Here is a 24,207-nt window from a genome sequence, read left to right on the forward strand (position 1 = left end):
CCCGGCGCGCGAGGAGGCCCCGGCCCGCCCGGAGGCTGGCCGTCCCGGCGACGACGACGGCTCCCGGCCGCCCGCGCCGCGCCCGTCGGCCGACCCGTCGCCGACCCGCGTGCACGCGGGCGAGTCCGACAGCGGCCCGGCCACCGGTGGCCGTCGCCGTCCGGTGGTGTTCGACGAGGACGACGATCTCGACGTCCCCGACTTCCTGAAGTGATCGGCCGCGTCTTCCTGGGCGACGGCGTCGGCGCCGCGTTCACCGGCCGTCCCGGCGGGGTGAGCGCGGCGCCCTACGGCGCTCTCAACCTGGGCGGCGCGGTCGGCGACGAGCCGGACGCGGTGCGCGCCAACCGGGCGCGCGCCGCCGCCGCGCTCGGGGTGCGGGCCGACCGCACCGTGTGGATGCGCCAGGTGCACGGCGCGGACGTGGCGGTCGTCACCGCCGCCGAGGCCGCCTCCGGCGCGGGCGAGGTGGACGCGATCGTCACCACCGAGCCCGGCGTGGTGCTGGCGGTCCTGGTGGCCGACTGCGCGCCGGTGCTGCTGGCCGATCCGGTCGCGGGGGTCGCGGGCGCGGCCCACTCGGGCCGTCCCGGCACCGCCGCCGGGGTCGTCCCGGCGCTGGTGGCCCGGATGCGCGAACACGGCGCCAACCCGGCCCGCGTCCGCGCCGCAATCGGCCCGGCCGCGTGCGGCGGCTGCTACGAGGTGCCCGCCGCGATGCGCGACGAGGTCGCCGCCGCGGTGCCCGGCTCCGGCGCCACCACCCGCCGGGGCACGCCCGGCCTGGACATCCGCGCCGGGATCGCCGGCCAGCTCGCCGCCGCGGGCGTGACCGCCGTCACCGTCGACCCCCGCTGCACGATCGAGACCCCCGACCTGTTCTCCTACCGCCGCGACGGCCGCACCGGACGCTTCGCCGGATTCGTCTGGCTCGCAGGCGAAGGCGAGAACGACCCCGAGGACACCCCCCGATGACCGACCCCGGCACCACGACGGGCCCCACCGAAGACACGACCGGCAACGCAGCTTGGGGTTCGGCCAGCGACGCGACCGGCGGCACGACCGATAATGCAGCCGACAGCGCGGCCGGCCGTGCGGCTGGCGACACCACTGAGGCCGCCGCCGAGGGCGCTCAGGCCGCCGAGGCGGCCCGGCGTGCGGAGCTGGCCGCCAATCTCGCCGACGTCCGTGACCGCATCGCCGCCGCGTGCGCCGCCGCCGGGCGCGACCCGGCCGGGGTGACGCTGGTCGCGGTGACCAAGACTTTCCCGGCCTCCGACGTCCGCCTGTTGGCCGGACTCGGCCTCGACCAGGTCGCCGAGAACCGCGACCAGGAGGCCGCCCCGAAGGCCGCAGCCACCGCCGACCTCCCGCTGACCTGGCACTTCGTGGGCCAGCTGCAGACCAACAAGGCCGCCTCGGTGGCCGCGTACGCGGGCGTCGTGCAGTCGGTGGACCGCGTCAAGCTGGTGTGGGCGCTGGACCGGGCCGCGGAGAAGGCCGGACGCACGCTGCGCTGCCTGGTCCAGGTCGGCCTGGACGAGGCGGAGGGGCGCGGCGGTGCCGCGCCCGGCGCGGTGCCGGAGCTGGCCGACGCGATCGCCGCCGCCGCTCACCTGGAACTCGGCGGGGTGATGGCGGTCGCGCCGCTGGGCGCCGACCCGGCCCCGGCCTTCGCGCGGCTGGCCGTCATCGCGGCCGACCTGCGGGCCGCGCACCCGGCCGCGACGGCGGTTTCGGCGGGGATGAGCGGAGATCTGGAGCAGGCGATCGCGTGTGGCGCGACACACGTGCGTGTCGGTACGGCGTTGCTCGGCGGCCGACGGGCAATCGTCAGGTAATGTCCCCCCAGTGGTAGCCGCCGAAACGGCAGGCCACACAGACGTAGCGGGCCGCGTGCGGCGCCTGGCGCCGGGCGCCGCTGCCACAGGACGACGGAGGGGCGTATGGCCAGCGCGATGCGCAAGATGGCGGTCTACCTCGGCCTTGTGGAGGACGACCGCTACGACGACAAGTACGGCAAGTACGACGAATACGACGAGTACGAGGTCTACGACGACGAGGCCGATCCCACCCAGGGGCGGCAGAACCGTCTGCGAGACGACGAATCCGGCGGTCAGCTTACCCGAGGGGACGAGACCGCGGACCGGGATCGCGATCATCACTCCGCGTCGCCGGCCGAGCGGCGCCCGGTGGCGCTGTACGAGTCGGGTACCACCGACCTGGCGCGCATCACTACGCTGCATCCCAGGACCTACAACGAGGCCCGGACCATCGGCGAGCACTTCCGCGAGGGCACGCCGGTGATCATGAACCTCACCGAGATGGTGGACAGCGACGCCAAGCGGCTCGTCGATTTCGCGGCAGGTCTGGTATTCGGCCTGCACGGGAGCATCGAGCGTGTTACGAACAAGGTGTTCCTGCTGTCGCCCGCCAACGTCGAGGTGACGGCCGAGGACAAGGCCCGGATGGCAGAACGAGGATTCTTCAACCAGAGCTGACCACCGCCACATGTGAGAGTGTCCGTGAACATCGTTGGACTCGTACTCCAGTACGTGCTGTTGTTGTTCCTCCTGTTCCTCATCGGGAGGCTCGTCCTGGAGGTGCTCCAGTCGTTCGCCCGGCAGTGGCGGCCGACCGGGGTGGTGCTGGTGATCGCCGAGGTGACCTACACCGTCACCGATCCGCCACTGAAACTGCTGAGGCGTTTCATCCCTCCGGTACGGCTGGGTAACGTGGCATTGGACCTCAGCTTCACCGTCCTCATCCTCGTGGTCTGGATCTTGATCATCTTCGTCCAGAAGCTCTGATCGGATACCGTCCTTGGGACAGACTCCAAGCGCGCCAAGGAGACGAACATGCCGCTCACACCCGCCGATGTGCGGAACAAGCAGTTCAGTACCACCAGGCTGAGGCCGGGGTACGACGAGGAGGAGGTGGACGCCTTCCTCGACGAGGTCGAGTCCGAACTGGACCGCCTCATCCAGGAGAACGAGGAGCTGCGCGCCAAGCTGGCCGAGTGCCTGCGCGGCAAGGTGCCGGCCATGGCCGCGCCCATCGTGGAGCCCAAGCCCGACGTGGCCAAGATCCCCGAGCCGCCGCGCCCCGAGCCGCAGCCGCAGCCCGAACCCGAGCCGATCCCCCTGGGCGGCCTCGGCATGGCGCCCGCGCCGTCGGGCGAGGACAACATGGACACCGCCGCGCGCGTGCTGGCGCTGGCGCAGCAGACCGCCGACCAGGCGATCGCCGACGCCCGCCGCGAGGCCGACGAGACCCTCGGCCGGGCCCGCCGCGAGGCCGAGGAGATCCTCGGCAAGGCGCGCCGCCAGGCCGACCAGATCGTCAGCGAGGCCCGCTCGCGCGCCGAGGCCCTGGACCGCGACGCCCAGGAGCGGCACCGCCAGGTCATGGGCTCGCTGGTGCAGCAGCGCGAGGAGCTGGAGCGCGAGGTCGACAACCTGCGCGCCTTCGAGCGCGAGTACCGCAGCCGCCTGAAGGTCTACCTGGAGGGCCAGCTCCGCGACCTGGAGGCCGGCAGCACCGAGACCGGCGCGTTCCCCAGCGTCACCGGCGCCCAGCCCATGCCCGGCGCCCCGCAGCCCGGCCAGCAGACCGGCCCGCAGAGCACCCTCGCGCACGGCGACCGCAACGGCGCCCAGGGCTCCCAGCAGACCGGCGGCACCCCCTTCCCGCCCCCCGCCGAGCAGCCGCAGCACACCCAGCAGGTGCAGCACTCCGCCACCGGAGCCTTCCACGCCGGCGGCGACACCCCGCCGCACGAGAGGCGCTGAGGCCCGCTCCGCAGGCGATAGTGTCTACTCCGATCGCCGCGCCGCGGATGGCGTCGAAGCCATCCCGGCGGCGTTGGCGTTCCGGAATGTCGGCGGTGACCTCCCGGACCGGGACGGCGGTTCGGGACAGACGCCTGTAGAGGAGAAGACCCTGTGATCATCCTGAGTGGCGTGCTCGTGCTGGTGGCGATCGCCCTGCTCGTGGCGGGCATCGTCGCCGGCAACGGTGACAGCGCGCAGGTGCTGGGCGTGGACGCGCTGATCGTGATCTACACCTCGATCGCGGTCAGCGTGGTGTCGTTCCTCTGCCTGGCCATCGGGGTGTTCCTGCGGCGCAAGGAGATCTTCGGCGCGGGCGCCGCGCCCGCCGCCCGGGACCGCCGCTCCACCAAGGACAAGAAGGCCAAGAAGGGCAAGAAGGGGCAGCCGGCGACCCCCGCGGCCGCGAGCCGCGCCGCCACCCCCTCCCTCGCCGCCGACAACGTCCCCGCCGACGACGAGGTGACGATCCCGGCCCCGCCGATGGACGTCCCCGAGGACGCGCTGGTGTACGTCATCCGCGGCCGCAAGCGGTACCACCTGGACACCTGCCGGCAGCTCGCCGGGCGGGACAAGGAAGACCTCACCTACGTCGAGGCCAAGGAAGAGGGCTTCAGCCCCTGCACCGCCTGCATGCCCGACACCGCACTGGCGGCGCGCGCCGCGGTCTCGGCCCCGGCGGTCCCGGCCAGGAGCGGCGCCGCGGGCAAGGAGCGGGCCCGCACGGTCGCCCCGGCGGTGGGCACGCCCGTCACCGCCCCGATGGACGCCCCCGTCAAGCCGTCCGCCTCCGGCAAGCCCGACCTCGCCAAGTCCGGCACCGCCAAGTCCGATTCGGCCAGGTCGGCCTTCGCCAAGCCCGCCGCCCCGGCCGTCGAGCCCGACCCGGTGAAGCCCGCCGAGGCGACCCGCTCGCTGGACACCGCTCCGGCCGACCCGTCGCCGCTGCCCTCGGCCTGGCCCGCCCCCGGCGGCGCCACCGCCGACCCGGCTCCGGCCAAGCCCGAGCCCGCCGCTCCGGCGAAGGCGAAGGACACGGCGAAGGACACCGCCAAGGACACCGCGCTGGACCTGCCGCTCCCCGGTGCCGCCGCCAAGGCCGACCGCCCGGCGAAGGACGAGGACGCCGGGCCCGCCGGTCCGGTCGAGGACAAGGACGTCGAGGTCGTCGCGAAGCGCGCCGACAGGCCCGCCCCGAAGCCGCTCGACGACGATTCCGCCGACGACCGGGACGCCGCGCCGAGCGCGCCCCGGCCGCGCAGCTCCGGCGACACCGGAGCCGACGACGAGCCCGCCGCGTCCGAGCCGAAGCCCGCCGAGCCGAAGCCCGCCGCCGAGAGCGCCGCGCCCGCCGCAGTGCCCGCCGCCGCGCCCGCCGACGACGAGGGCCCGCAGGTGCGCATCCTCAGCGGCACCAAGCGCTACCACCGCGTCGACTGCGCGCTGATCGAGGACATCGGCGACGAGGCCGACGACCTGGAGGCGCTGTCGCGGGCCGAGGCCAAGGCCCGGGGCTGCACGCCCTGCCTGGTCTGCCAGCCCGACCGCGAGCACGCCCGCGACTGACCGCGCCCTCAGCGCCACCAACGGCACCACCGCACGGCCGTGATCCCCGGCTTCCACCGGAAGGGTCACGGCCGTCGGCGTTCCCGTCCCCCGGGGCCTCCCGCCCGTCGCCGGGACAGGGGTCGGGTGTCGGCGTTCCCGCCCGTTGCCAGCAGCGGGCCCAGGACCGGGCTCAGGACAGGCCGTGGCGGCGGTCGCGGCGCTGTTCGCGCAGCTCGCGCAGGTGCTCGCGGCGCTCGTCGTGGTGGCGGCGGTGCAGCTCGTGCGCGGCGTGCCGCCGCTCCATCCGCTCGCGGCGGCGGTCGGCGCGGGACGAGCCCGGCTCGCGGCGCGTGACCGAGACGCCCCCGAACAGCACCATCCCGGTGAGGCGGATCACCGGCGCGTCCGCCGCGACCTCCTCCCCGGCCGGCAGGTCCACGCCGCCGAGCACCGCCGCCACCGAGCTGACCACCCGCACGCCCGGCGGCACGGTGATCTCGACGCCGCCGAACACGCAGGTCACGTTGACGGTGACCTCGCGCTGCGACAACACCGCGCGCCGGAAGTCCAGCTCCACGCCCGCGAAGACGCAGGAGACGTTGAGCGCGGGCTCGACCAGCCAGCGGCCCTTGCGCTCGGCCGCGCCGAAGACCGCCACGACGGAGGGCGAGTGCCGGTCGGGGGAGGGCAGGTTCTCGTCCTTGCGCAGGGAGACCCGGGGAGCGGCGGACGGCGGCAGCAGGCCGTCGGTGGAGCCGGGCAGGTCGTGCAGGACCGGCTCCAGGTCGGCGTAGGTCCTGGCCTGGTAGACGGCGTCGATGCGCTCGGCGTGCTCGTCGGGGGTGATGCGGCCCTCGGCCAGGGCCTCGCGCAGCCGGTCGGCCACCCGGTCGCGGTCGGCGTCGGAGGCGCGCATCCGCGCCGGGTCCAGCGGTCCGGGCGTCTCGGCCGGAGCGACGCCGGGGCCGGGTGCGGGCTCGGGCGGTGAAGGGTGTTCGGCAGGGTTCACCCCACCATCATCGCAAACGCGATGTGTCGCAAAAAGGTCCTCCGGGGCGAGTCGGGCGGCCGATGGTGGCAGCCCGGCCCGTCCCGGAGGACCGGTGGCGTCGCAAGCGTCAGGAGGCGGCCTCTGGAGGCGGCCTCAAGACGGCGTCAGGAGGCGGCGTCAGGAGACCTTGCGCAGCCGGTAGGTGAGCTTCAGCTCCTCGTCGCGGACGGCGTCGGTCACGGCGGCGGTTCCGGCGTCCGGCTCGCCCTCGTGCACGGCGTCGGCCAGGATCTCGGCGGCGACCTCGGCCTCGTGCGCGCGCAGCGCCTCGGCCAGCTCGTCGCCGTCGGCCCGCCACCACAGCTCGATGCGGTCGGTGACCTCCAGCCCGGCGGCCTTGCGGGCCTCCTGGAACAGCCGGACCACCTCGCGGACCAGGCCCGCGCGGCGCAGCTCCGGCGTCACCGTCAGGTCCAGCGCGACGGTCTCGCCGCCGCCGCTCTCCACCGCCCAGCCGCTGCGCGGCCGCTCGGTGACGATCACGTCGCCGGGGCCGAGGGCGACCGCGCCCACGTCGGCGGCCTCGACGGTGACCGTGCCGTCGGCGCGCAGCGCGGTGACCAGCGCGGCGGCGTCGGCGGCGGTGACGGCCTTGGCGACCTTCGGGGTGTCCTTGGCGTACCGCTTGCCCAGCTCGCGGAAATTGGGCTTGACCTCGTACTCGACCAGGTCGCCGCCGATCGAGGACAGGTCCTCGAACGCCACCACGTTCAGCTCGTCGGCGATCTGGCCGCGCAGCTCCTGCGGCAGCGCCGCCCAGCCGGGCGCGCCGACCAGGGCGCGGCCGAGCGGCTGCCGGGTGCGCGCCGCGCTCGCGGTCCGGGCCGAGCGGCCGAGTTCCACCAGCCGCCGCACCAGCGCCATCTGCTCGGTGAGCTGCTGGTCGAGCAGCGCCTCGTCCACGGCCGGCCAGTCGGCGAGGTGCACCGACTCGGGCGAGCCCTCGGGCCGGATCACGTCCCACACGTGGTCGGTGACGAACGGCACCATCGGCGCCATCAGCCGGGTGAGGGTCTCCAGGCACTCGTAGAGGGTGGCGAACGCCGAGGCGCTCTCGGGGGTCTGCGCGCCGTTCCAGAACCGCCGCCGGGACCGCCGCACGTACCAGTTGGACAGGTCGTCGACGAACTCGGCGAGCCGCCGCCCGGCGCGTGCGGTGTCGAACTGCTCCAGCGCCCCGTCCACCTCGCGGACGGTGCGGTGCAGCTCGGCGAGCGCCCAGCGGTCCAGCAGCGGCCGGTCGGCCGGGGCGGGGGCCTCGGCGAGCCGGTCGGGGGTCCAGGCGCGGCCCTGCGCTGCGGCGGCGTTGGCGTACAGCACGAAGAACGAGGCGGTGTTCCAGTAGGTGAGGAGCACCTTACGGACGATCTCCTCCAGGCCCGCGTGCCCGATGCGGCGGGCGGCCCAGGGCAGGCCGCTGGCCAGCATGTACCAGCGCAGCGCGTCGGCGCCGTGCTGGTCCATCAGCGGGATGGGGCGCAGCACGTTGCCCAGGTGCTTGCTCATCTTGCGGCCGTCCTCGGCGAGGATCAGGCCGAGGCAGAGCACGTTCTCGTAGGACGACCGGTCGAACACCAGCGTGCCGACCGCCATCAGCGAGTAGAACCAGCCGCGGGTCTGGTCCTGGGCCTCGCAGATGTACTGGGCGGGGTAGGACCGCTCGAAGACGTCCTGGTTCTGGTGCGGCGCGCCCCACTGCGCGAACGGCATCGAGCCCGAGTCGTACCAGGCGTCGATGACGTCCGGGACGCGCTTCGCCTCACCACCACAGGTGGGGCAGGCGAAGGTGACGTCGTCCACGTAGGGGCGGTGCGGGTCCAGCGCCGACAGGTCCTGCCCGGCCAGCTCGCCCAGCTCCGCCAGCGAGCCGACGCAGGTGACGTGGTCCTCGTCGTCGCCGCAGACCCACAGCGGCAGGGGCGTGCCCCAGTAGCGGCTGCGCGACAACGACCAGTCCACGTTGTTGCGCAGCCACTCCCCGTACCGGCCCTCCTTGACCGTCCCGGGGAACCAGTTGGTCTTCTCGTTCTCCTCCAGCAGCCGCTGCTTGATCTCGGTGGTGCGGATGTACCAGGCGGGGAGCGCGTAGTAGAGCAGGGGGGTGTGGCAGCGCCAGCAGTGCGGGTAGCTGTGCTCGAAGTGGCCGCCGCGGAACAGCAGGCCGCGTTCGCGCAGGTCGGCGGTCAGCTCCTCGTCGGCGTCCTTGAAGAACCGGCCGCCCACCATCGGGACGGTGGGCAGGAACTTCCCGTCGGGGCCGATGGGGTTGACGATCGGCATGCCGTAGTTCTTGCAGACGGTCATGTCGTCGGCGCCGAAGGCCGGGGCCTGGTGCACCAGGCCGGTGCCGTCCTCGACGGTGACGTAGTCGCCCAGCACGACGTAGTGCGCGCCGGGGATCTCGACCAGGTCGAACGGGCGCTTGTAGGGGGTGCGCTCCAGCTCGTCGCCGCGGAAGGTCGCCAGCCGCTCGGCGTCCTCGCCCAGCACCTTGTCCACCAGCGGCTCGGCCACCACCAGCACCTCGTCGGACCCGGCGGGGCGGGCGGCGACGTAGGTGACCTCGGGGTGGACGGCGACGGCGGTGTTGGACACCAGCGTCCACGGGGTGGTCGTCCAGATCAGCAGCGAGGCGTTCAGGTCGGCCAGCGGCCCGGCGGTGACGGGCATCCGCACGTACACCGAGGGGCTGGTCACCGTCTCGTAGCCGCCGGGCTGGCCCAGCTCGTGGTCGGACAGGCCGGTGCCGCAGCGCGGGCAGTAGGGGGTGATGCGGAAGTCGCGGAACAGCAGGCCCTTGTCGAAGACGACCTTCAGCGACCACCAGACGGCCTGCACGTACTCGGGGTCCATCGTGCGGTAGGCCTGGGCGGTGTCCACCCAGTAGCCCATGCGCTCGGTCATCTCCTCGAACGCGTCCACGTGCCGCATGACCGACTCGCGGCAGCGGTCGTTGAACTCGGCGATGCCGTAGCTCTCGATGTCCTTCTTGCCGGTGAGGCCGAGCTCCTTCTCGACCGCGACCTCGACGGGCAGGCCGTGGCAGTCCCAGCCGCCCTTGCGGGGGACGTGGTAGCCCTTCATGGTCTTGAAGCGGGGGAAGACGTCCTTGAAGACGCGGGCCTCGACGTGGTGGACGCCGGGCATGCCGTTGGCGGTGGGCGGGCCCTCGTAGAAGACCCAGCGCGGGCCGGAGGCGTTGCGCTCCAGCGACCGCTCGAACACCTTGGCGTCCTGCCAGCGGCGCAACATGTCCCGCTCCAGGGCGGGCAGATCGACCTGCGCGGGCAGGGGCCGGAACTGACGGCTCACGGTGGGCGGACCTCCGGATCGACGCGTGACTGCACGTGGACCGGAGGGACGAGGCGCCCGTGCGGGGCCCCGCGGTACCACCCTCCTTGGCCGCCCCCGGGGATCGCCCCCGGACACGGCCCGCTTCGTTGGAGTCTCGGCTGCCGGGTCTACCGCGCCCCGGCGGATCGAGATCCGGTTCCGGGGCGGTTCTTCCGGCGGCTCAGGGGTGATCAGACCGCCGGGCCCGCCTCCGGGCTCGCACCGTCCCCGGATCGCTCATGGCTGCTTGCGGCGGCAGGTGTCCCCATCGACGCCCGCCGATGAGACTGCTCGTGAAGAGACTAACGTACGCGCCGGGCGGGCTCTTCCCGATTATCGGCGGGCCCGGTCTCGGTCCAGAGATTTTGGGTGATCTCCGGGTTTCCGCCCGCATGGTGACCGGGCATATGCGGCGTGTAACTCAGCCAGGCCGTTCGCCGCGCCGTGAAAGGGGACACATGCAGCCCGCACCGCCTGTGGAGGAGATCAGCGCCAGAGGGGCCGGAACGGCCGACGCGGAGGAGGGGCCGGCGTCCCCCGGGGGCAGGGCGCGCACCGCGCGCGCCGCCTCGGGCAAAGCGGCGGCAAAGTCCGCCGTGAAGAAGGCGTCCAAAGCGGCGGTGAAGTCGACGGCGTCCGGGGCGGCGGAGAAGGCCGCGCCCGCGAAGAAGGCGGCCAAACCGGCGGTCAAGAGCACCAAGGCCGCCTCCAAGACCGCCCCGAAGACCGCGCCCAAGCCCGCCGACCCGCCCGCCGAGGAGACCGTGCAGCCTGCGGCCCAGGCGGCGCCCGCGGCCGGGCTGCCGGTCCGGGCCGGGGAGGAACGCTGGACCGACGCCGAGCTGGCCGAGGTGCGGACGATGCTGGAGGAGGAGATGGCCACCCTGCGCGAGCAGATCGCGGCCGCCGAGTCCGCCATCGCCGAGGGCGACTCCAGCGACGGCGCGGGCGACGACCAGGCCGACGCCGGGGCCAAGACCTACGAGCGCGAGCACGAGATGTCGCTGGCCAACAACGCCCGGGACCTGCACGACCAGAACGAGCGCGCGGTCCTGCGGATGGACGCCGGGACCTACGGCGTCTGCGAGTCGTGCTCCCAGCCGATCGGCAAGGCGCGCCTGCAGGCCGTTCCCCGTGCGACCATGTGCATACCATGCAAAGCGCGAGAGGAACGTCGCTGAGCGACGCACAAGACCCCAAGGACGCGGCCGCGGGCCCCGCCGGCGCCCCGCGGCCGCGCCGCGTCGGCGTGCTGATCGCCGTCGCGGTGACCGCCCTGGCCCTGGACGTGATCTCCAAGATCGTCGTGGTGGCCACCCTCCAGGACCGGCCGCCGATCGAGCTGCTGGGCGGCCTGCTGACGCTGCGCGAGACGCGCAACAGCGGCGCGGCGTTCTCCATCGGCACCGGCTACACCGTGGTCTTCACGGTGATCGCCATCGGCGTGGTGGTGGCCATCATCCGCACCGCCCGCAACCTGCGCAGCCTGCCCTGGGCGATCTGCCTGGGGCTGATGCTGGGCGGCGCGTTCGGCAACCTGATCGACCGGGTGCTGCGCGCCCCGGCCCCGCTCAAGGGGCACGTGGTCGACTGGATCGAGCTGCCGCACTGGCCGGTGTTCAACCTGGCCGACTCGGCGATCGTCTGCGGCGGGGTGCTGGCGGTGCTGCTGGCCGCGCGCGGCCTCCAGATCGACGGCACCCGGGTGTCGGGCAAGGAGACCGCCGAGGAGAACGACGGCGAGACCACCTCGGAGCCCGCTCCGAAGGCCGCCCCGGAGGCGGGGACCGCGACCGCGGTCGCGCCGGAGGCGGACGACAAGGCGGCCGAGCCCGAGACCAAGCCGGAAGAGAAGCCCTGATGAGCGACGTGCGCAGCCTCCCGGTCCCCGACGGCCTGGAGGGCGAGCGGGTCGACGCCGCCCTGGCGCGGCTGTTCGGTCTGTCCCGCAGCCGGGCCGCCGACATCGCGGCGGCCGGCGAGGTGACCATGGACGGCAAGGAGGTCGGCAAGTCCGACCGCCTGCACGCCGGGGCCTGGCTGGAGGTCACGCTTCCGCCGCCGCCCGCGGCGCCGGCCCCCGTCGCCGATCCCGTCCCCGGCATGGGCATCCTGTACGAGGACGACGACATCGTCGTGGTGGACAAGCCGATCGGCGTCGCCGCCCACCCCACCACCGGCTGGACCGGCCAGACCGTGCTGGGCGGCCTGCTGGGCGCCGGGCACACCATCGCCACCAGCGGCGCGGCCGAGCGGCAGGGCATCGTGCACCGGCTGGACGCCAACACCACCGGCGCGATGGTGGTCGCCAAGAGCGAGATCGCCTACTCGCGGCTGAAGCGCGCGTTCAAGGAGCGCCGCATCGACAAGCGCTACCAGGCGCTGGTGCAGGGTCACCCCGACCCGTTCCGGGGCACCGTGGACGCGCCCATCGACCGGCACCCCTCCGGCGACGGCCGGTTCGCGGTGGTGGCGGGCGGCAAGCCGTCGGTGACGCACTACGACACCGTCGAGGCGTTCCGCGCGGCCACCCTGCTGGACGTGGACCTGGAGACCGGCCGCACCCACCAGATCCGGGTGCACATGTCGGCGATCCGGCACCCCATCGCCGGTGACATGGCCTACGGCGCCGACCCGACGCTGGCGGCGCGGCTCGGCCTCAAGCGCCAGTGGCTGCACGCGGTCCGGCTGGGGTTCGAGCACCCCACGCGCGGCGAGTGGGTGCAGTTCGAGAGCGCCTACCCCGACGACCTCGCCCGCGCGCTGGAGATCGTCGCCGGGGAGTCCTGACGGCCTGGGGTCACAGCCCCAGCAGCCGCAACCCCGCCGCGACCCCGGCGGCCGCGCCCAGCACCACCAGGAACGGCGCGCGCAGCAGCAGCGCCGCCACCGCGGCCGCCAGGCCCGCCATGCGGGGGCCGTCGAACTCCAGCGACCGGCCGTCGGCCAGTGCCTGCACCGCGATCAGCGCGGTGAGCAGCGCGACGGGGATCAGGTCGGTGAAGCGGCGCACCCGGGGGTCGGCCAGCACCCGCTGCGGGGTGACCAGGCCGCCCAGCTTCAGCGCGTAGCAGCCGAGGCCGGTCGCCACGATCGCGATCCACACGCTCACGCGCCCGCCTCCCCGTCCTCGTCCCCGTCACCGGCACCGGCCCGGCGCGCGGCGGGCCGCAGCAGGGCGGGCAGCACGGCGAGCGCGGCCAGCATGACCGGCACCCCCGGCGGCAGCAGCGGCGTGGCGACCAGCGCGATCACCGCGGCGGCCACGGCCACCGCGACCTCGGCGCGGCCCGCCGTCAGCCGGGGCCACAACAACGCCAGGAACGCCGCCGGGCCCAGCACGTCGAGCCCGACGGCCTCCGGGTCGCCCAGCCGGGCCGCGCCCGCCGCGCCCAGCAGCGTGGTCACGTTCCAGGTGACGAAGATGCTGATCCCGGTGGCGTAGAAGGCGGCGCGGGCCGCCGCGCGACTCGGCTGCGCGGTCGCCACCGCCGTGGTCTCGTCGATCACGACCTGCGCGGTGAGCAGCCGCCGCCAGCCCCGCACCCGCAACGTCCCGGCGAGGCGCAGCCCGTACAGGGCGTTGCGGCCGCTCAGCAGCACCGCGCCCAGCGCGCCCGCCGCCAGCCCGCCGCCCGCGCCGATCACCCCGATCAGCGCGAACTGGGACGCGCCGGTGAACGCCAGCAGGCTCAGCGCGCACGCCTGCGCCACGCTCAGCCCCGCCGTCACCGCCGACGCGCCGAACGCCAGCCCCGACACCCCCACCGTGAGCCCCACACCGAGCCCGTCGCGGACCCCCGCGCGGACCTGGGCCCGCTCCTCGGGCGGCCCCGCGGCCCCCCTCGCCTGCACCGTCGTCATGCGGACGACGCTACGGCCCCGCGCTTGGCGCAATCTTGAACGTTCTTGCGCCGCGCCCGGCTCCTTTACGTGATCGGAGCACCGCCGAACGTGATCAACAGGGCGGCTGCGGGTAGCCCGTGATCAAGCCCGGCGGGCGGTCCGGGCGGCGAGGGGGACGGTGTGACGCGGCAGGACGATCCAGGATGGCGGGTCGGCGGCCCGGCCGGCGAGCGCGCCCGGGACGCGGCGCGCGCCGCCGCCCGGCAGGCCGCCGAGGCCGCCCGCTACGAGGCGGTGCTGGCCCGGCGGGCCGCCCAGGGCACCCAGGCGCTGCCGGGCGTCGACGACGACCCCGACGACGAGGGCTACCGCAAGTCCCTCAAGCCCCGGCACGTCCAGATGATCGCGATGGGCGGCGCGATCGGCGTCGGGCTGTTCCTCGGCACCGCCCAGCGGCTGCACCAGACCGGTCCCGGCCTGGTGCTGGCCTACCTGGCCGCCGGGGTGGCGGCGTTCTTCGTGATGCGGGCGCTCGGCGAGCTGGTGCTGTACCGGCCGACCGCCGGCAGCTTCGTCACCTACGCGCGCGAGTTCATCGGCCCGTGGGCCGGGTTCGCCAGCGGCTGGATGTACTGGCTGAACTGGGCGATGACCGGCGTCGCCGAGATCACCGCCGTCGGCATCTACGTGCACTACTGGGCGCCGGGCTTCCCGCAGTGGTTGTCGGCGCTGCTCGCGCTGGGGGTGCTGCTGGCGGTCAACCTGGTGTCGGTGCGGCTGTTCGGCGAGCTGGAGTTCTGGTTCGCGCTGCTGAAGGTGGCGGCGATCACGTTGTTCCTGGTCGTCGGCCTGGCCCTGCTGGTCACCCACGCCGGGATCGGCGAGCACCACGCGCAGCTGTCCAACCTCACCGACCACGGCGGCTTCTTCCCCGAGGGCTGGTGGGTGGTGCTGCTCAGCCTGCAGGCGGTGATCTTCGCCTACGCCGCCATCGAGATGGTCGGCATCTCGGCGGGGGAGGCCCAGAACCCGCGCAAGGTGCTGCCCAGGGCCATCAACGGCGTGGTCTGGCGCATCGCGCTGTTCTACGTCGGCGCGGTCTTCCTGCTGGTGGTGGTGCTGCCGTGGACGGTCTACCGGCCGGGGGAGAGCCCGTTCGTCACCGTGTTCGCCGCGCTGGGCGTGCCCGCCATCGGCGGCATCATGAACCTGGTGGTGCTCACGGCGGCGCTGTCGTCCACGAACTCGGGCCTGTACTCGACCGGCCGCATCCTGCGGTCGTTGTCGCAGCGCGGCGAGGCCCCGCAGTTCACCGGCCGGATGAGCTCCCACCACGTGCCCTACGGCGGCATCCTGTTCACTTCGGTGGTGTACTTCGCCGGGGTGCTCCTCAACGTGGTGGTGCCGCACGAGGCGTTCGACATCGCCACCTCCATCGCCTCGCTGGGCGTGCTGACCACCTGGGCGACGCTGCTGTACGCGCAGATCCGGTTCCGGCGCGCCGCCCAGCGCGGCGAGGTGGAACGCCCCGACTACCGGATGCCGGGCGCGCCCTACACCGGCTGGGCGACGCTGGCGTTCCTGGCGCTGGTGGTGGGCCTGATGGTCTTCGACGACGACCAGCGGTGGGCGGTCGTCGCGATCCCGTTCCTGGCGGTGGCGCTGCTCGGCGGCTGGAAGATCGTCAGCCGGCGCGGCGGCGCTCCTCGGACACCTCAAGCCCCGCCTCGATGACGGCGTTCATGATCCGGGCCAGCCGCTCGGGGCCGAGCGCCGGGGCGCGCGCGGCCATCGCCGCCACGATCTCGCGCTCCCGCTCGGGGTTGCGCCCGGCGAACCCGCCGACCGGCTTCAGCCGCTGCACCACCCCGGCCAGCTCGGTCCGGCGCTCCAGCAGGGCGGCCAGCGCGGCGTCGATCCCGTCGATGGCGGCGCGGGCGGCCCCCAGGGAGGTGACGGCGTCGGGGCACGGCAGCGGGACGTGCAGCGCGTCGCCGTCGGGGGTGCGGTCGGGCAGGGCCTGGTCGATCATGGCGGGATCCTTCGCTCGCGGCGGCCGTCCGCGCCGGAAGGTGCCCGGGGCCGCGCTGGTCATGAGAAAAGGCAGGCCCATGGTGGGCGCTGCCTTGTTCTGCCGGCTCCGGGGTCGTCGCTCAGGGGGCGCCGACCGGCTCGTGCGGAGCCGGCTGCGTAAACCCGAAATAGCGACGTTCCATGGCCGCAATGGTAGACCGGCGACGCCCGTGACCGTCAAACCATGGACGACGCGTCCCGAATCCTGAGACGGTCACAGGACCCGGCGCATCCACACATGCGGAATCCCGGCCTCCACGTCCTCAACGCCAAAAGCGACATACCCCAACCGCTCGTAGAAAGCGCGCACAGCCGTCTGCGCATGCAACTCCACCGAGCCCAACCCGACCTCCCGAGCCCGCCCCTCCACAGCCCGCACCAACGCCGCCCCCAACCCGGTACCCCGAGCCTCCGACAGCACGGCAAGCCGCCCCAGAACGGCAACCCCATCCCGGCGCACCATCCGAACGGTGCCCACCGGGGCCCCGCCCATCCGGGCCAGGAAATGCTCGGCCCCCTCGTCCAGCTCGTCCAACTCCAGCTCGACGGGCACGCCCTGCTCGGCGACGAAGACCTGGAGCCGGATCGCGAGCGCCTCCTTGCGATCGGCCTCGGCGACCACGGGTACGACCTCGGTGTCCATGCCCCCAGCTCTACCATGACGGACATGACGGCCGAACGCGCGCACCACTGGCGGCACCCCGCCCTGCCGGGGCTGGACCTGCTGCGCGCCCGCTACGTCACCTACCGGTTCGGCCGGCACGTGCACGAGGGCTACGCGATCGGGCTGATCGAGTCGGGCGTCGAGGAGTTCGAGCACGCCGACGACGTCTGGCGCGCGGGCCCCGGCATGATCGGCGTGGTGAACCCCGAGGTGGTGCACACCGGCCAGGCGGGCACCCCCGAAGGCTGGTCCTACCGCGTCCTCTACCCGACCCCGGACCTGATGGCGGGCATAGCCGCCGAACTGGGCGCACGCCCTGGCACCCCCTTCTTCCCGACCCCCGTGATAGACGACCCGCAAGCAACAGCCCTACTCCGCATCGCCCACCAAGCAGGGGAACAAGGCGACGCCCTAGCAGCGTCGTCCCTGATGCGCGAGGGGCTGGCGGTCCTCCTCCGCCACGCCAGGAACGTTCCAGACCAGAACGACAACCGCGCGGTCCCCGCCGCCGTCCGCCTGGCCCGCGACATCCTGCACGCCGACCTGCTGACCCCGCCCACCCTGGAAGAACTGGCCGAAACCGCAGGCACAGGCCCGTTCCGCCTGGTACGAGCCTTCCGCGCGGCCTACGGCCTACCACCGCACGCCTACCTGAACCAGGTCCGCGTCCGAGAGGCCCGCCGCCTACTGGACGAGGGCCTACGCCCCGCAGAAGTGGCCGCCCGCACAGGCTTCGCCGACCAGGCCCACCTGACCCGCCACTTCAAACGCAGCGTAGGAGTCCCCCCAGGCGCCTACCGCCAAGCCCGCATGCGCTGACCCCGTCACCTCTTACTCCAGCAGGAGGGTGACGATCGCCAGCAGCAGGGAGCACGCCGTGATACCGAAGAGCGCGCCGATGAGCACTCCCCGAGCGAACCGGTCGCTGTTCCCTCGGTGACTGACAGGACGCCGACCGCCCTCCATCAGCCGAGCCTCACCCGGAAAGAGACCTGGACGTCGCCCTGAGGCGTCTCGTCCCAGTCCCAACTTTCCGTGTAGGCGGCGACCAGAGGCAGACCACGCCCGCCCTCGGCGTCCTCTGCGGCTGCCCGATTCCGCGGCCTCGGTCCGTCGGACGCCGCCTGGTCGCACACCATGACGACGGCGTGCGCCGCGGTGATCTGGTACGAGAGCAGCACGTGCAAGCCGACGCCGTAGCAGATCGCGTTGGTCAGCACCTCCGACAGCGCTTGCACCGCGTCATCGGTGGCGGGGTGCCGCGCGCCGAGGTGGGCGGTCAGCTTCTCCCGCAGCCACCGGCGGCCGAAGCCGACGCTCTCGTGCTCCGCCGCCAGCCGGATCGAGCCGCTGGGGAGGGGAGGGACGTCGTGGGCCTGGTGTTGTGGCGCAGCGCGTCCCTGTCGCGGAGTTCTCGCGCTGTCTCCGGCGGGGGTGCCGAATTCCATGGGAGATCACTTCCGGATTCGCCGCAACCTGTCCACCAGTACTTCGCCGAACCGGTGAACACACTGCGTGGGGGGTCATTACGCTCAGAGTGTGCCGCTCGGTCAGCGGCTTGTAAACGGTCTAACTTGCACAAGCGCAAATTAGCCAGGTGCGAATCAGGCATTAAGTACAAGGAGGGCAACGAAATGAGCGGTCGTCCCAGTCCCACGGTCCGCCGTCGTCGCCTGGCGGCGGAACTCGCCAAGCTCCGCAAGGCGAGCGGTGTCACCCGCGACGCCATCGCGAACCACATCGGCGTGGCGCCCTCAACGATCACTCGTTTCGAGAGCGGCCTGGGCTCCGCCGCGCCGATGATCGTTGCGGCGATGCTGGAGTACTACGGCGTCACCGGGGCCGAGAAGGACATGTGGGTCACCGTCGCCAAGCAGGCCCGTCGGCGCGGCTGGTGGTCGCGGTACGGCGACACCATCCCGGACTGGTTCAAGTTCTACGTGGGGCTGGAGGAGGAGGCGTCCGAGATCCGCTCGTACCAACCAGAAGTGATCTTTGGTCTTTTGCAGACGGAGGGCTACATGCGCGGGCTCATGGCCGCTGAACTTGAGCCCGTCACGCCGGATGAGGTGGAGCGTCGGATCAAGGTCAGGCTCAAGCGGCAGGAGCGCCTCCTCGGGCAGGACGCGCCCAAACTGTGGATCGTGCTCAACGAGGCCGCCGTCAGGAAGCAGGTGGGCGGCCCTGCGGTGATGGCCGAGCAACTCCTGCACATGGCGGAGGTGTCATCGCCGACCGGTCCCGTCATCGTGCAGATCCTCCCGTTCGTCGCGGGCTCGCATCCTGCGATGGACGGCGCGTTCAACAGGTTGACCTTCCCCGAGACCACGGATCTGGACGTCGTGTACGTTCAGTCCCGTCGGGGCGGCCTCTATCTGGAGGAACCGGAAGATCTTGCCGAGTATGCCGAGATCTTCGACCATCTCATCGCCAGGGCGCTCAGCCCCGAAGAGTCGCGTGCAATGATCGAAAGCATTGCGGCCGAGATGGCCAAAGCGGTCACATGAGATAGGAAAGAGCGCGGGTAATGATGACTGACGATACTTGTCGCCTTGTCTGGCGTAAGAGCAGCCGCAGCACCCAGCAGGGAGACTGTGTCGAGCTGGCGGCCATGCGGTCGGAGATCGCCATCCGCGACAGCAAGGACCCCGAAGGCCCCAGGCTCGTCTTCGCGAAAGAGGCGATGGGCATGCTCGCCAAGCGTGTCAAGAGCGGCGGGCTGGACCTGTAGGAGCAGGACGCGCCCCGTCTCGTCCAGCGGAGGCCCCGGGAGAGCATGATGCTCGCCGGGGCCTTTGCCGTGCAGGCCGCTTAGCTGGTTGGCGCCGCCATATCTACCTAACCAGGCTGGACCTTCCAGGAAGAACTTCTTGACTTGCACCTGTGCGAGTTAGAGCGTGCGAGGAGTACGGAGTTCGTTCCGCCTTGCGGCAGGGAGGGCGCGAGTGGAGCCGACGCAACCAGTGTGGCGGAGAAGAGCGGCCACAGCTCCACGACCCCGACGACCGCGTCGAACTGACCGCGCGGGGCACACCGGCACCGAGTCTTCTCATCAGGTGTGCCCGCTTCCGGGGATCAAGCGCGACAACCCGTCGCGCCCGAGGCTCTTTGGAGGAGCCATGACGTACAACGACGCCAACGGTCAGGGCTGGAGGAAGTCCAGCCACAGCCCTGACTGGGACGACTGCGTGGAGGTCGGCCGGTTGGAAAACGGCCGGATCGGCTTCCGAGACACCAAGGACCGCGCGGGCGGCGTCCTTCCCGTCAACCGTCGCCAGATGATCGCGCTGGTCAACGGTCTGCGCTAGGCCGTCGCATCTTCTAGGGTTTGCGCCATGACGACTTGGCATTGCTTCTCCTGGACGGGCTCCGCCACTCCACCGGCGGGCCAAGAGCCCGCAGCCACGTGGACGTCCCCAGAAGGTGCTGTGGAGTTCCTGCGCCGACAGCTCGAAGAGGGAGAGCTGTACGACGCCGACGTACTTCGCAACGCCTTGAGAACCCTGCGCGCTGGGGAGGATGTGAAGCTGTCGCCTGGCGCTGATCTGCACCTGCTGATCCAGGCCCAGTAGGCAAACAGCAGGTGCCCTCCGAGCTACGGGTCGGGGGCCTGAGCGGGTGCCGCTGAGAGACGGCACCTCCTCGGAGGAAGTAAAGGCTCCGGCCACACGGTCGAGGCCTTTGCGGTATCGCCTGCTCCTCTCCCGAAGGTGACAAGCCAGCTTGAGAAAGCAGAGGCGTGATGGCCTTGCTCCCGCTAACCAGATCGGAGCGTCCGGCAAGAACTTCTTGACTTGCACCTGTGCGAGTTAGAGCGTGCGAGGAGTACGGAGTTCGTTCCGTCTTGCGGCAGGGAGAGTGCAAGTTAAGCCGACGCAACCGGTGTGGCGTAAGAGCAGCCGCAGCAGTCAGCAGGGCGACTGCGTCGAACTCGCCGCGCTGGTGACCGGCGTGGGCGTTCGCGACAGCAAGCTGGACGGCACCGGCCCGATCCTGCGGCTCAGCCGTGGCGAACTCGGCGGCCTGCTGGCGGCGGCGAAGGAGGGTGCCCTCGATCTGTGATCGACGGCTCGTGATGTCGGCCCCCGGCGCTCTGCGCCGGGGGCCGGCGCTTGCCGCTGGGGCGCTTGGAGTGTCCGGGGCGCGAGTTGTCGGACTGCCGCGTTAGGCTCTCAGCACCGCGTCGTCCCGGCCGCCGGACCGGTACGACGATCTTCCCCCGGGACCGACAACTCCAAGCCCGCCGACCCTCGCGCGTCGGCGGGCGGGCGTCCGCATGCACCTAGGAGGCGCAACAGTCGTGGCCGACTCGTTCGTTCATCTTCATGTTCATACGGAGTACTCGATGCTCGACGGGGCGGCGAGGCTCAAGCAGATGTTCGATGAGGTCAGCCGGCAGCAGATGCCGGCGATCGCGATGACCGACCACGGCAACATGCACGGCGCCTACGATTTCCACAAGAAGGCGACGGCGGCCGGTGTAACCCCCATTATCGGCATAGAGGCCTATTTGGCCCCTGAGTCGCGGTACCACAAGAAGAAGGTCCAGTGGGGCGAGCCCAGCCAGAAGCGGGACGACGTCTCCGGTGGCGGGCTGATCAACCACAAGACGTTGTGGGCGCGTGACAAGACCGGGCTGCACAACCTGTTCAAGCTGTCCAGCCGCGCCTACATCGAGGGTTTCGTCTTCAAGTACGCGCGCATGGACGAGGAGTTGCTGGCCGAGCACTCCGAGGGGGTGATGGCCACCACCGGCTGCCCGTCCGGCAAGGTCCAGACGCGGTTGCGGCTCGGGCAGTTCGACGAGGCGCTCAAGGCCGCCGCCAACTTCCAGGACATCTTCGGCAAGGAGAACTACTTCCTTGAGCTGATGGACCACGGACTCGACATCGAGCGGCGGGTGCGGCAGGGCCTGATCGACATCGGCAAGAAGCTCAACATCCCGCCGGTGGTCACCAACGACTCGCACTACACCCACGAGTCCGAGGCCACCGCGCACGACGCGCTGCTGTGCGTCCAGGTCGGCAAGCAGCTCGCCGACCCCGACCGGTTCCGCTTCGACGGCAGCGGCTACTACATCAAGACCGCCGACGAGATGCGGGCGATCGACAACTCCGACATCTGGGCCGAGGGGTGCAAGAACACCCTGCTGATCGCCGAGAAGGTCGATCCGTCCGGGATGTTCGAGTTCCGCGACCTCAGCCCCCGCTTCCCCGTGCCCGAGGGCGAGACCGAGGAGAGCTGGTTCCGCAAGGAGGTCTGGACGGGGCTGGAGCGGCGCTTCCCCGACGGCATCCCCGACGAGTACCGCACGCAGGCCGAGTACGAGATGGGCGTCATCCTCGGCAAGGGGTACCCCTCGTACTTCCTGGTGGTGGCCGACTTCATCATGTGGGCCAAGAACAACGGCATCCTGGTGGGGCCCGGCCGAGGCAGCGCGGCGGGCTCGCTGGTCGCCTACGCGATGGGCATCACCGACCTCGACCCGCTGCCGCACGGCCTGATCTTCGAGCGGTTCCTCAACCCCGAGCGCGCCTCGATGCCCGACATCGACATCGACTTCCCGGAAGACCGGCGGGCCGAGGTCATCCGCTACACCACCGAGAAGTGGGGCGAGGACAAGGTCTCGTTCATCGCCACCTTCGGCACCATCAAGGCGAAGGCCGCCATCAAGGACGCGGGCCGCGTCCTGGGCTTCCCGTACGCGCTGGGCGACCGCATCTCCAAGGCGTTCCCGCCGGCGGTGATGGGCAAGGACATCCCGCTGTCGGGCATCTTCGACGACAAGCACCCCCGGCACGGCGAGGCGGGCGAGCTCCGCAAGCTGTACGAGGAGGAGCCCGACGTCAAGCAGATCATGGACCTGGCGCAGGGCCTGGAGGGGCTGATCCGGCAGACCGGCGTGCACGCGGCCGGGATCATCATGAGCGGCGAGACCATCACCGACCATGTGCCGATCATGCGCCGGGACGCCGACGGCGCGATCATCACGCAGTTCGACTACCCGACCTGCGAGACGCTCGGCCTGCTGAAGATGGACTTCCTGGGCCTGCGCAACCTGACGATCATCGACGACGCGCTCAAGGGCATCAAGAAGAACAAGGGCGTCGACGTCGACCTGCTGTCGCTGCCGCTCACCGACCCCAAGACCTACGAGCTGCTGGGCCGGGGCGACACCCTCGGGGTGTTCCAGTTCGACGGCGGGCCGATGCGGGCGCTGCTGCGGCTGATGAAGCCCGACAACTTCGAGGACATCTCGGCGGTGGGCGCGCTCTACCGGCCCGGCCCGATGGGCGCCAACTCCCACACCAACTACGCGCTGCGCAAGAACGGCCAGCAGGAGATCACCCCGATCCACCCCGAGCTGGCGGAGCCGCTCGAGGAGATCCTCGGCACGACCTACGGCCTGATCGTCTACCAGGAGCAGGTCATGGCGATCGCGCAGAAGGTGGCCGGGTACTCGCTCGGCAAGGCCGACCTGCTGCGCCGGGTGATGGGCAAGAAGAAGAAGGCCGAGCTGGACGCCCAGTTCGAGGGCTTCGAGGCGGGGATGATCGAGCGCGGCTTCTCCAAGGAGGCCGTCAAGACGCTCTGGGACATCCTGGTCCCGTTCTCCGACTACGCCTTCAACAAGGCGCACAGCGCCGCCTACGGGCTGGTGTCGTACTGGACGGCCTACCTGAAGGCCAACTACCCGGCCGAGTACATGGCGGGCCTGCTCACCTCGGTCGGCGACGACAAGGACAAGAGCGCGCTCTACCTGAACGAGTGCCGCCGCATGGGCCTGAAGGTGCTGCCGCCGGACGTCAACACCTCCGAGGCCGACTTCACCCCCATGGGCGACACCGAGATCCGGTTCGGCCTGTCGGCGGTCCGCAACGTGGGCGCCAACGTGGTGGACGGCATCTGCGCGGCCCGCCGGGAGAAGGGCGCCTACGCCGACTTCAACGACTTCCTGGGCAAGGTGCCGTCGGTGGTCTGCAACAAGCGCACCATCGAGTCGCTGATCAAGGCGGGGGCCTTCGACGAGCTGGGGCACCAGCGCAAGGCGCTGCTGATGGTGCACGAGCAGGCCATCGACTCGGTGGTCGACATCAAGCGCAAGGAGGCCATCGGCCAGGACTCGCTGTTCGGGGCGCTGGAGGACGACGGCGGCGACGACGCGTTCGCGGTGGCGATCCCGGAGAACGAGGAGTGGGACAAGTCCACCCGGCTGTCGTTCGAGCGGGAGATGCTCGGCCTGTACGTCTCCGACCACCCGCTGCTCGGCATCGAGCACATCCTGGAGCGCGAGGCCGACGCGTCGGTGGCGTCGCTGAGCCAGGGGGAGCGGCCCGACGGCCAGGTGGTCGTGGTGGCGGGCCTGCTGTCGGGGTTGCAGCGCAAGGTGACCAAGACGGGCAACTCGTGGGCGATGTTCAGCCTGGAGGACCTGTCGGGCGTCATCGAGGTGATGTGCTTCCCCTCCTCCTACCAGCTGTGCTCGACGCTGCTGGCCGAGGACACGGTGCTGGTGGTGAAGGGGCGGCTGGACCGGCGCGAGGACGTCGCCAAGATCATCGCGATGGAGGTCACCCAGCCGGACCTGACGGTGACCGACGCGATGGGGCCGCTGTCGGTGCAGCTGTCGCTCGGCCGGTGCACGCCGCCGGTGGTGGCGGGCCTGAAGGAGGTGCTGATGTCGCACCCGGGGTCGTCGGAGGTGCACCTGCACCTGCAGAACGGGCCGCGCACCACGGTGGTGCGGCTGGACGACCGGCTGCGCGTCGCGCCGTCCCCGGCGCTGATGGGCGACCTGAAGCAGCTGCTCGGCCCGGCCTGCCTGATGTGACGCGGTGCCGCCGCCCGGCCGTGCGCGGTCG

At 71.8% G+C, this 24,207-nt stretch carries 24 protein-coding genes and 1 pseudogene; 18 read left to right on the forward strand and 7 right to left on the reverse strand.

Annotated features, from left to right (window positions below):
- The 7 genes and pseudogenes from AH6_RS44865 to AH6_RS31845 all read left to right on the forward strand — a co-directional run.
- Window positions 1-214: pseudogene (locus tag AH6_RS44865) on the forward strand (cell division protein FtsZ); the annotation flags it as partial.
- A complete protein-coding gene (pgeF, locus tag AH6_RS31820) occupies window positions 211-975 on the forward strand; it encodes a peptidoglycan editing factor PgeF (RefSeq protein ID WP_067487603.1) in 765 nt (254 codons plus the stop codon). The pseudogene AH6_RS44865 and the gene pgeF, both read left to right, overlap by 4 nt.
- Window positions 972-1,841 carry a YggS family pyridoxal phosphate-dependent enzyme gene (locus AH6_RS31825; protein ID WP_083983672.1) on the forward strand — a complete coding sequence of 290 codons (870 nt, stop codon included), beginning with the start codon at window positions 972-974 and terminating at the stop codon, window positions 1,839-1,841. The genes pgeF and AH6_RS31825 overlap by 4 nt, the downstream gene beginning before the upstream one ends.
- Before the next feature lie 105 nt (window positions 1,842-1,946).
- On the forward strand, window positions 1,947-2,501 hold the full coding sequence (locus AH6_RS31830) for a cell division protein SepF (RefSeq protein ID WP_067487605.1): 555 nt from the start codon (window positions 1,947-1,949) through the stop codon (window positions 2,499-2,501).
- A 24-nt stretch (window positions 2,502-2,525) separates the two neighbouring features.
- Entirely contained in the window at window positions 2,526-2,810 is a 285-nt protein-coding gene (locus AH6_RS31835; RefSeq protein WP_067487721.1) for a YggT family protein, read from the forward strand.
- 48 nt (window positions 2,811-2,858) lie between these two features.
- Window positions 2,859-3,791, forward strand: a complete 933-nt coding sequence (locus AH6_RS31840) for a DivIVA domain-containing protein (RefSeq protein WP_067487607.1) — start codon at window positions 2,859-2,861, stop codon at window positions 3,789-3,791.
- 153 nt (window positions 3,792-3,944) lie between these two features.
- The gene (locus tag AH6_RS31845) at window positions 3,945-5,396 is read left to right on the forward strand and encodes a hypothetical protein (protein ID WP_067487609.1); all 1,452 of its coding nucleotides are present in this window, start codon (window positions 3,945-3,947) and stop codon (window positions 5,394-5,396) included.
- A 172-nt stretch (window positions 5,397-5,568) separates the two neighbouring features.
- Here the strand turns inward: AH6_RS31845 and AH6_RS31850 are convergent, their stop codons facing one another.
- Window positions 5,569-6,387, reverse strand: coding sequence for a DUF1707 SHOCT-like domain-containing protein (locus AH6_RS31850; protein WP_307190405.1), 819 nt, complete (start codon window positions 6,385-6,387; stop codon window positions 5,569-5,571).
- A gap of 159 nt (window positions 6,388-6,546) precedes the next feature.
- Complete coding sequence (ileS, locus tag AH6_RS31855; protein ID WP_067487611.1) at window positions 6,547-9,741, reverse strand: isoleucine--tRNA ligase; 3,195 nt, start codon at window positions 9,739-9,741, stop codon at window positions 6,547-6,549.
- 785 nt (window positions 9,742-10,526) lie between these two features.
- On the opposite strand from ileS, the gene AH6_RS46200 reads away from it, so the two are divergent.
- The 3 genes from AH6_RS46200 to AH6_RS31870 are packed head-to-tail and all read left to right on the forward strand — an operon-like array spanning window position 10,527 to window position 12,552.
- Complete coding sequence (locus AH6_RS46200; protein WP_245679557.1) at window positions 10,527-10,943, forward strand: TraR/DksA family transcriptional regulator; 417 nt, start codon at window positions 10,527-10,529, stop codon at window positions 10,941-10,943.
- A complete protein-coding gene (locus tag AH6_RS46205; protein WP_083983673.1) occupies window positions 10,916-11,623 on the forward strand; it encodes a signal peptidase II in 708 nt (235 codons plus the stop codon). Before AH6_RS46200 ends, AH6_RS46205 begins: the two co-directional genes overlap by 28 nt.
- Window positions 11,623-12,552, forward strand: a complete 930-nt coding sequence (locus tag AH6_RS31870; RefSeq protein ID WP_067487615.1) for an RluA family pseudouridine synthase — start codon at window positions 11,623-11,625, stop codon at window positions 12,550-12,552. Before AH6_RS46205 ends, AH6_RS31870 begins: the two co-directional genes overlap by 1 nt.
- Before the next feature lie 10 nt (window positions 12,553-12,562).
- Here the strand turns inward: AH6_RS31870 and AH6_RS31875 are convergent, their stop codons facing one another.
- Together AH6_RS31875 and AH6_RS31880 are read right to left on the reverse strand one after the other, a co-directional pair.
- On the reverse strand, window positions 12,563-12,874 hold the full coding sequence (locus AH6_RS31875; protein WP_067487617.1) for an AzlD domain-containing protein: 312 nt from the start codon (window positions 12,872-12,874) through the stop codon (window positions 12,563-12,565).
- Window positions 12,871-13,626, reverse strand: coding sequence for an AzlC family ABC transporter permease (locus tag AH6_RS31880; RefSeq protein WP_083983674.1), 756 nt, complete (start codon window positions 13,624-13,626; stop codon window positions 12,871-12,873). The genes AH6_RS31875 and AH6_RS31880 overlap by 4 nt, the downstream gene beginning before the upstream one ends.
- Before the next feature lie 162 nt (window positions 13,627-13,788).
- Here AH6_RS31880 and AH6_RS31885 point away from each other — a divergent pair, with 162 nt between their 5' ends.
- Window positions 13,789-15,342, forward strand: coding sequence for an amino acid permease (locus AH6_RS31885; protein WP_245679551.1), 1,554 nt, complete (start codon window positions 13,789-13,791; stop codon window positions 15,340-15,342).
- Here the strand turns inward: AH6_RS31885 and AH6_RS31890 are convergent.
- Together AH6_RS31890 and AH6_RS31895 are read right to left on the reverse strand one after the other, a co-directional pair.
- Window positions 15,293-15,640, reverse strand: coding sequence for a chorismate mutase (locus tag AH6_RS31890; protein ID WP_067487619.1), 348 nt, complete (start codon window positions 15,638-15,640; stop codon window positions 15,293-15,295). The two genes, AH6_RS31885 and AH6_RS31890, sit on opposite strands and share 50 nt — an antisense overlap.
- A 255-nt stretch (window positions 15,641-15,895) precedes the next feature.
- Complete coding sequence (locus AH6_RS31895; RefSeq protein WP_067487621.1) at window positions 15,896-16,324, reverse strand: GNAT family N-acetyltransferase; 429 nt, start codon at window positions 16,322-16,324, stop codon at window positions 15,896-15,898.
- Window positions 16,325-16,348: 24 nt separating this feature from the next.
- Between AH6_RS31895 and AH6_RS31900 the strand changes: the two genes are divergently transcribed.
- Complete coding sequence (locus AH6_RS31900) at window positions 16,349-17,164, forward strand: AraC family transcriptional regulator (RefSeq protein WP_307190406.1); 816 nt, start codon at window positions 16,349-16,351, stop codon at window positions 17,162-17,164.
- A gap of 146 nt (window positions 17,165-17,310) precedes the next feature.
- Here AH6_RS31900 and AH6_RS31905 read toward each other — a convergent pair whose 3' ends face one another.
- Window positions 17,311-17,793 carry an ATP-binding protein gene (locus tag AH6_RS31905; protein WP_067487625.1) on the reverse strand — a complete coding sequence of 161 codons (483 nt, stop codon included), beginning with the start codon at window positions 17,791-17,793 and terminating at the stop codon, window positions 17,311-17,313.
- 186 nt (window positions 17,794-17,979) lie between these two features.
- On the opposite strand from AH6_RS31905, the gene AH6_RS31910 reads away from it, so the two are divergent.
- From AH6_RS31910 to dnaE, 6 genes are all read left to right on the forward strand, one after another.
- Complete coding sequence (locus tag AH6_RS31910) at window positions 17,980-18,852, forward strand: helix-turn-helix domain-containing protein (RefSeq protein WP_067487627.1); 873 nt, start codon at window positions 17,980-17,982, stop codon at window positions 18,850-18,852.
- Between the two features lie 23 nt (window positions 18,853-18,875).
- A complete protein-coding gene (locus AH6_RS46810) occupies window positions 18,876-19,076 on the forward strand; it encodes a DUF397 domain-containing protein (protein ID WP_281180295.1) in 201 nt (66 codons plus the stop codon).
- 388 nt (window positions 19,077-19,464) lie between these two features.
- Window positions 19,465-19,653, forward strand: a complete 189-nt coding sequence (locus AH6_RS31920) for a DUF397 domain-containing protein (RefSeq protein ID WP_067487632.1) — start codon at window positions 19,465-19,467, stop codon at window positions 19,651-19,653.
- Window positions 19,654-19,773: 120 nt separating this feature from the next.
- Window positions 19,774-19,917, forward strand: a complete 144-nt coding sequence (locus tag AH6_RS44290) for a hypothetical protein (protein WP_157431852.1) — start codon at window positions 19,774-19,776, stop codon at window positions 19,915-19,917.
- 286 nt (window positions 19,918-20,203) lie between these two features.
- Complete coding sequence (locus tag AH6_RS31925; protein ID WP_067487634.1) at window positions 20,204-20,407, forward strand: DUF397 domain-containing protein; 204 nt, start codon at window positions 20,204-20,206, stop codon at window positions 20,405-20,407.
- Between the two features lie 238 nt (window positions 20,408-20,645).
- Entirely contained in the window at window positions 20,646-24,176 is a 3,531-nt protein-coding gene (dnaE, locus tag AH6_RS31930) for a DNA polymerase III subunit alpha (protein WP_067487636.1), read from the forward strand.
- The last annotated feature ends 31 nt before the right edge of the window (window positions 24,177-24,207 follow it).

This window comes from Actinomadura hibisca NBRC 15177, from assembly GCF_001552635.1.
Classification (GTDB): Bacteria; Actinomycetota; Actinomycetes; order Streptosporangiales; family Streptosporangiaceae; genus Spirillospora; species Spirillospora hibisca.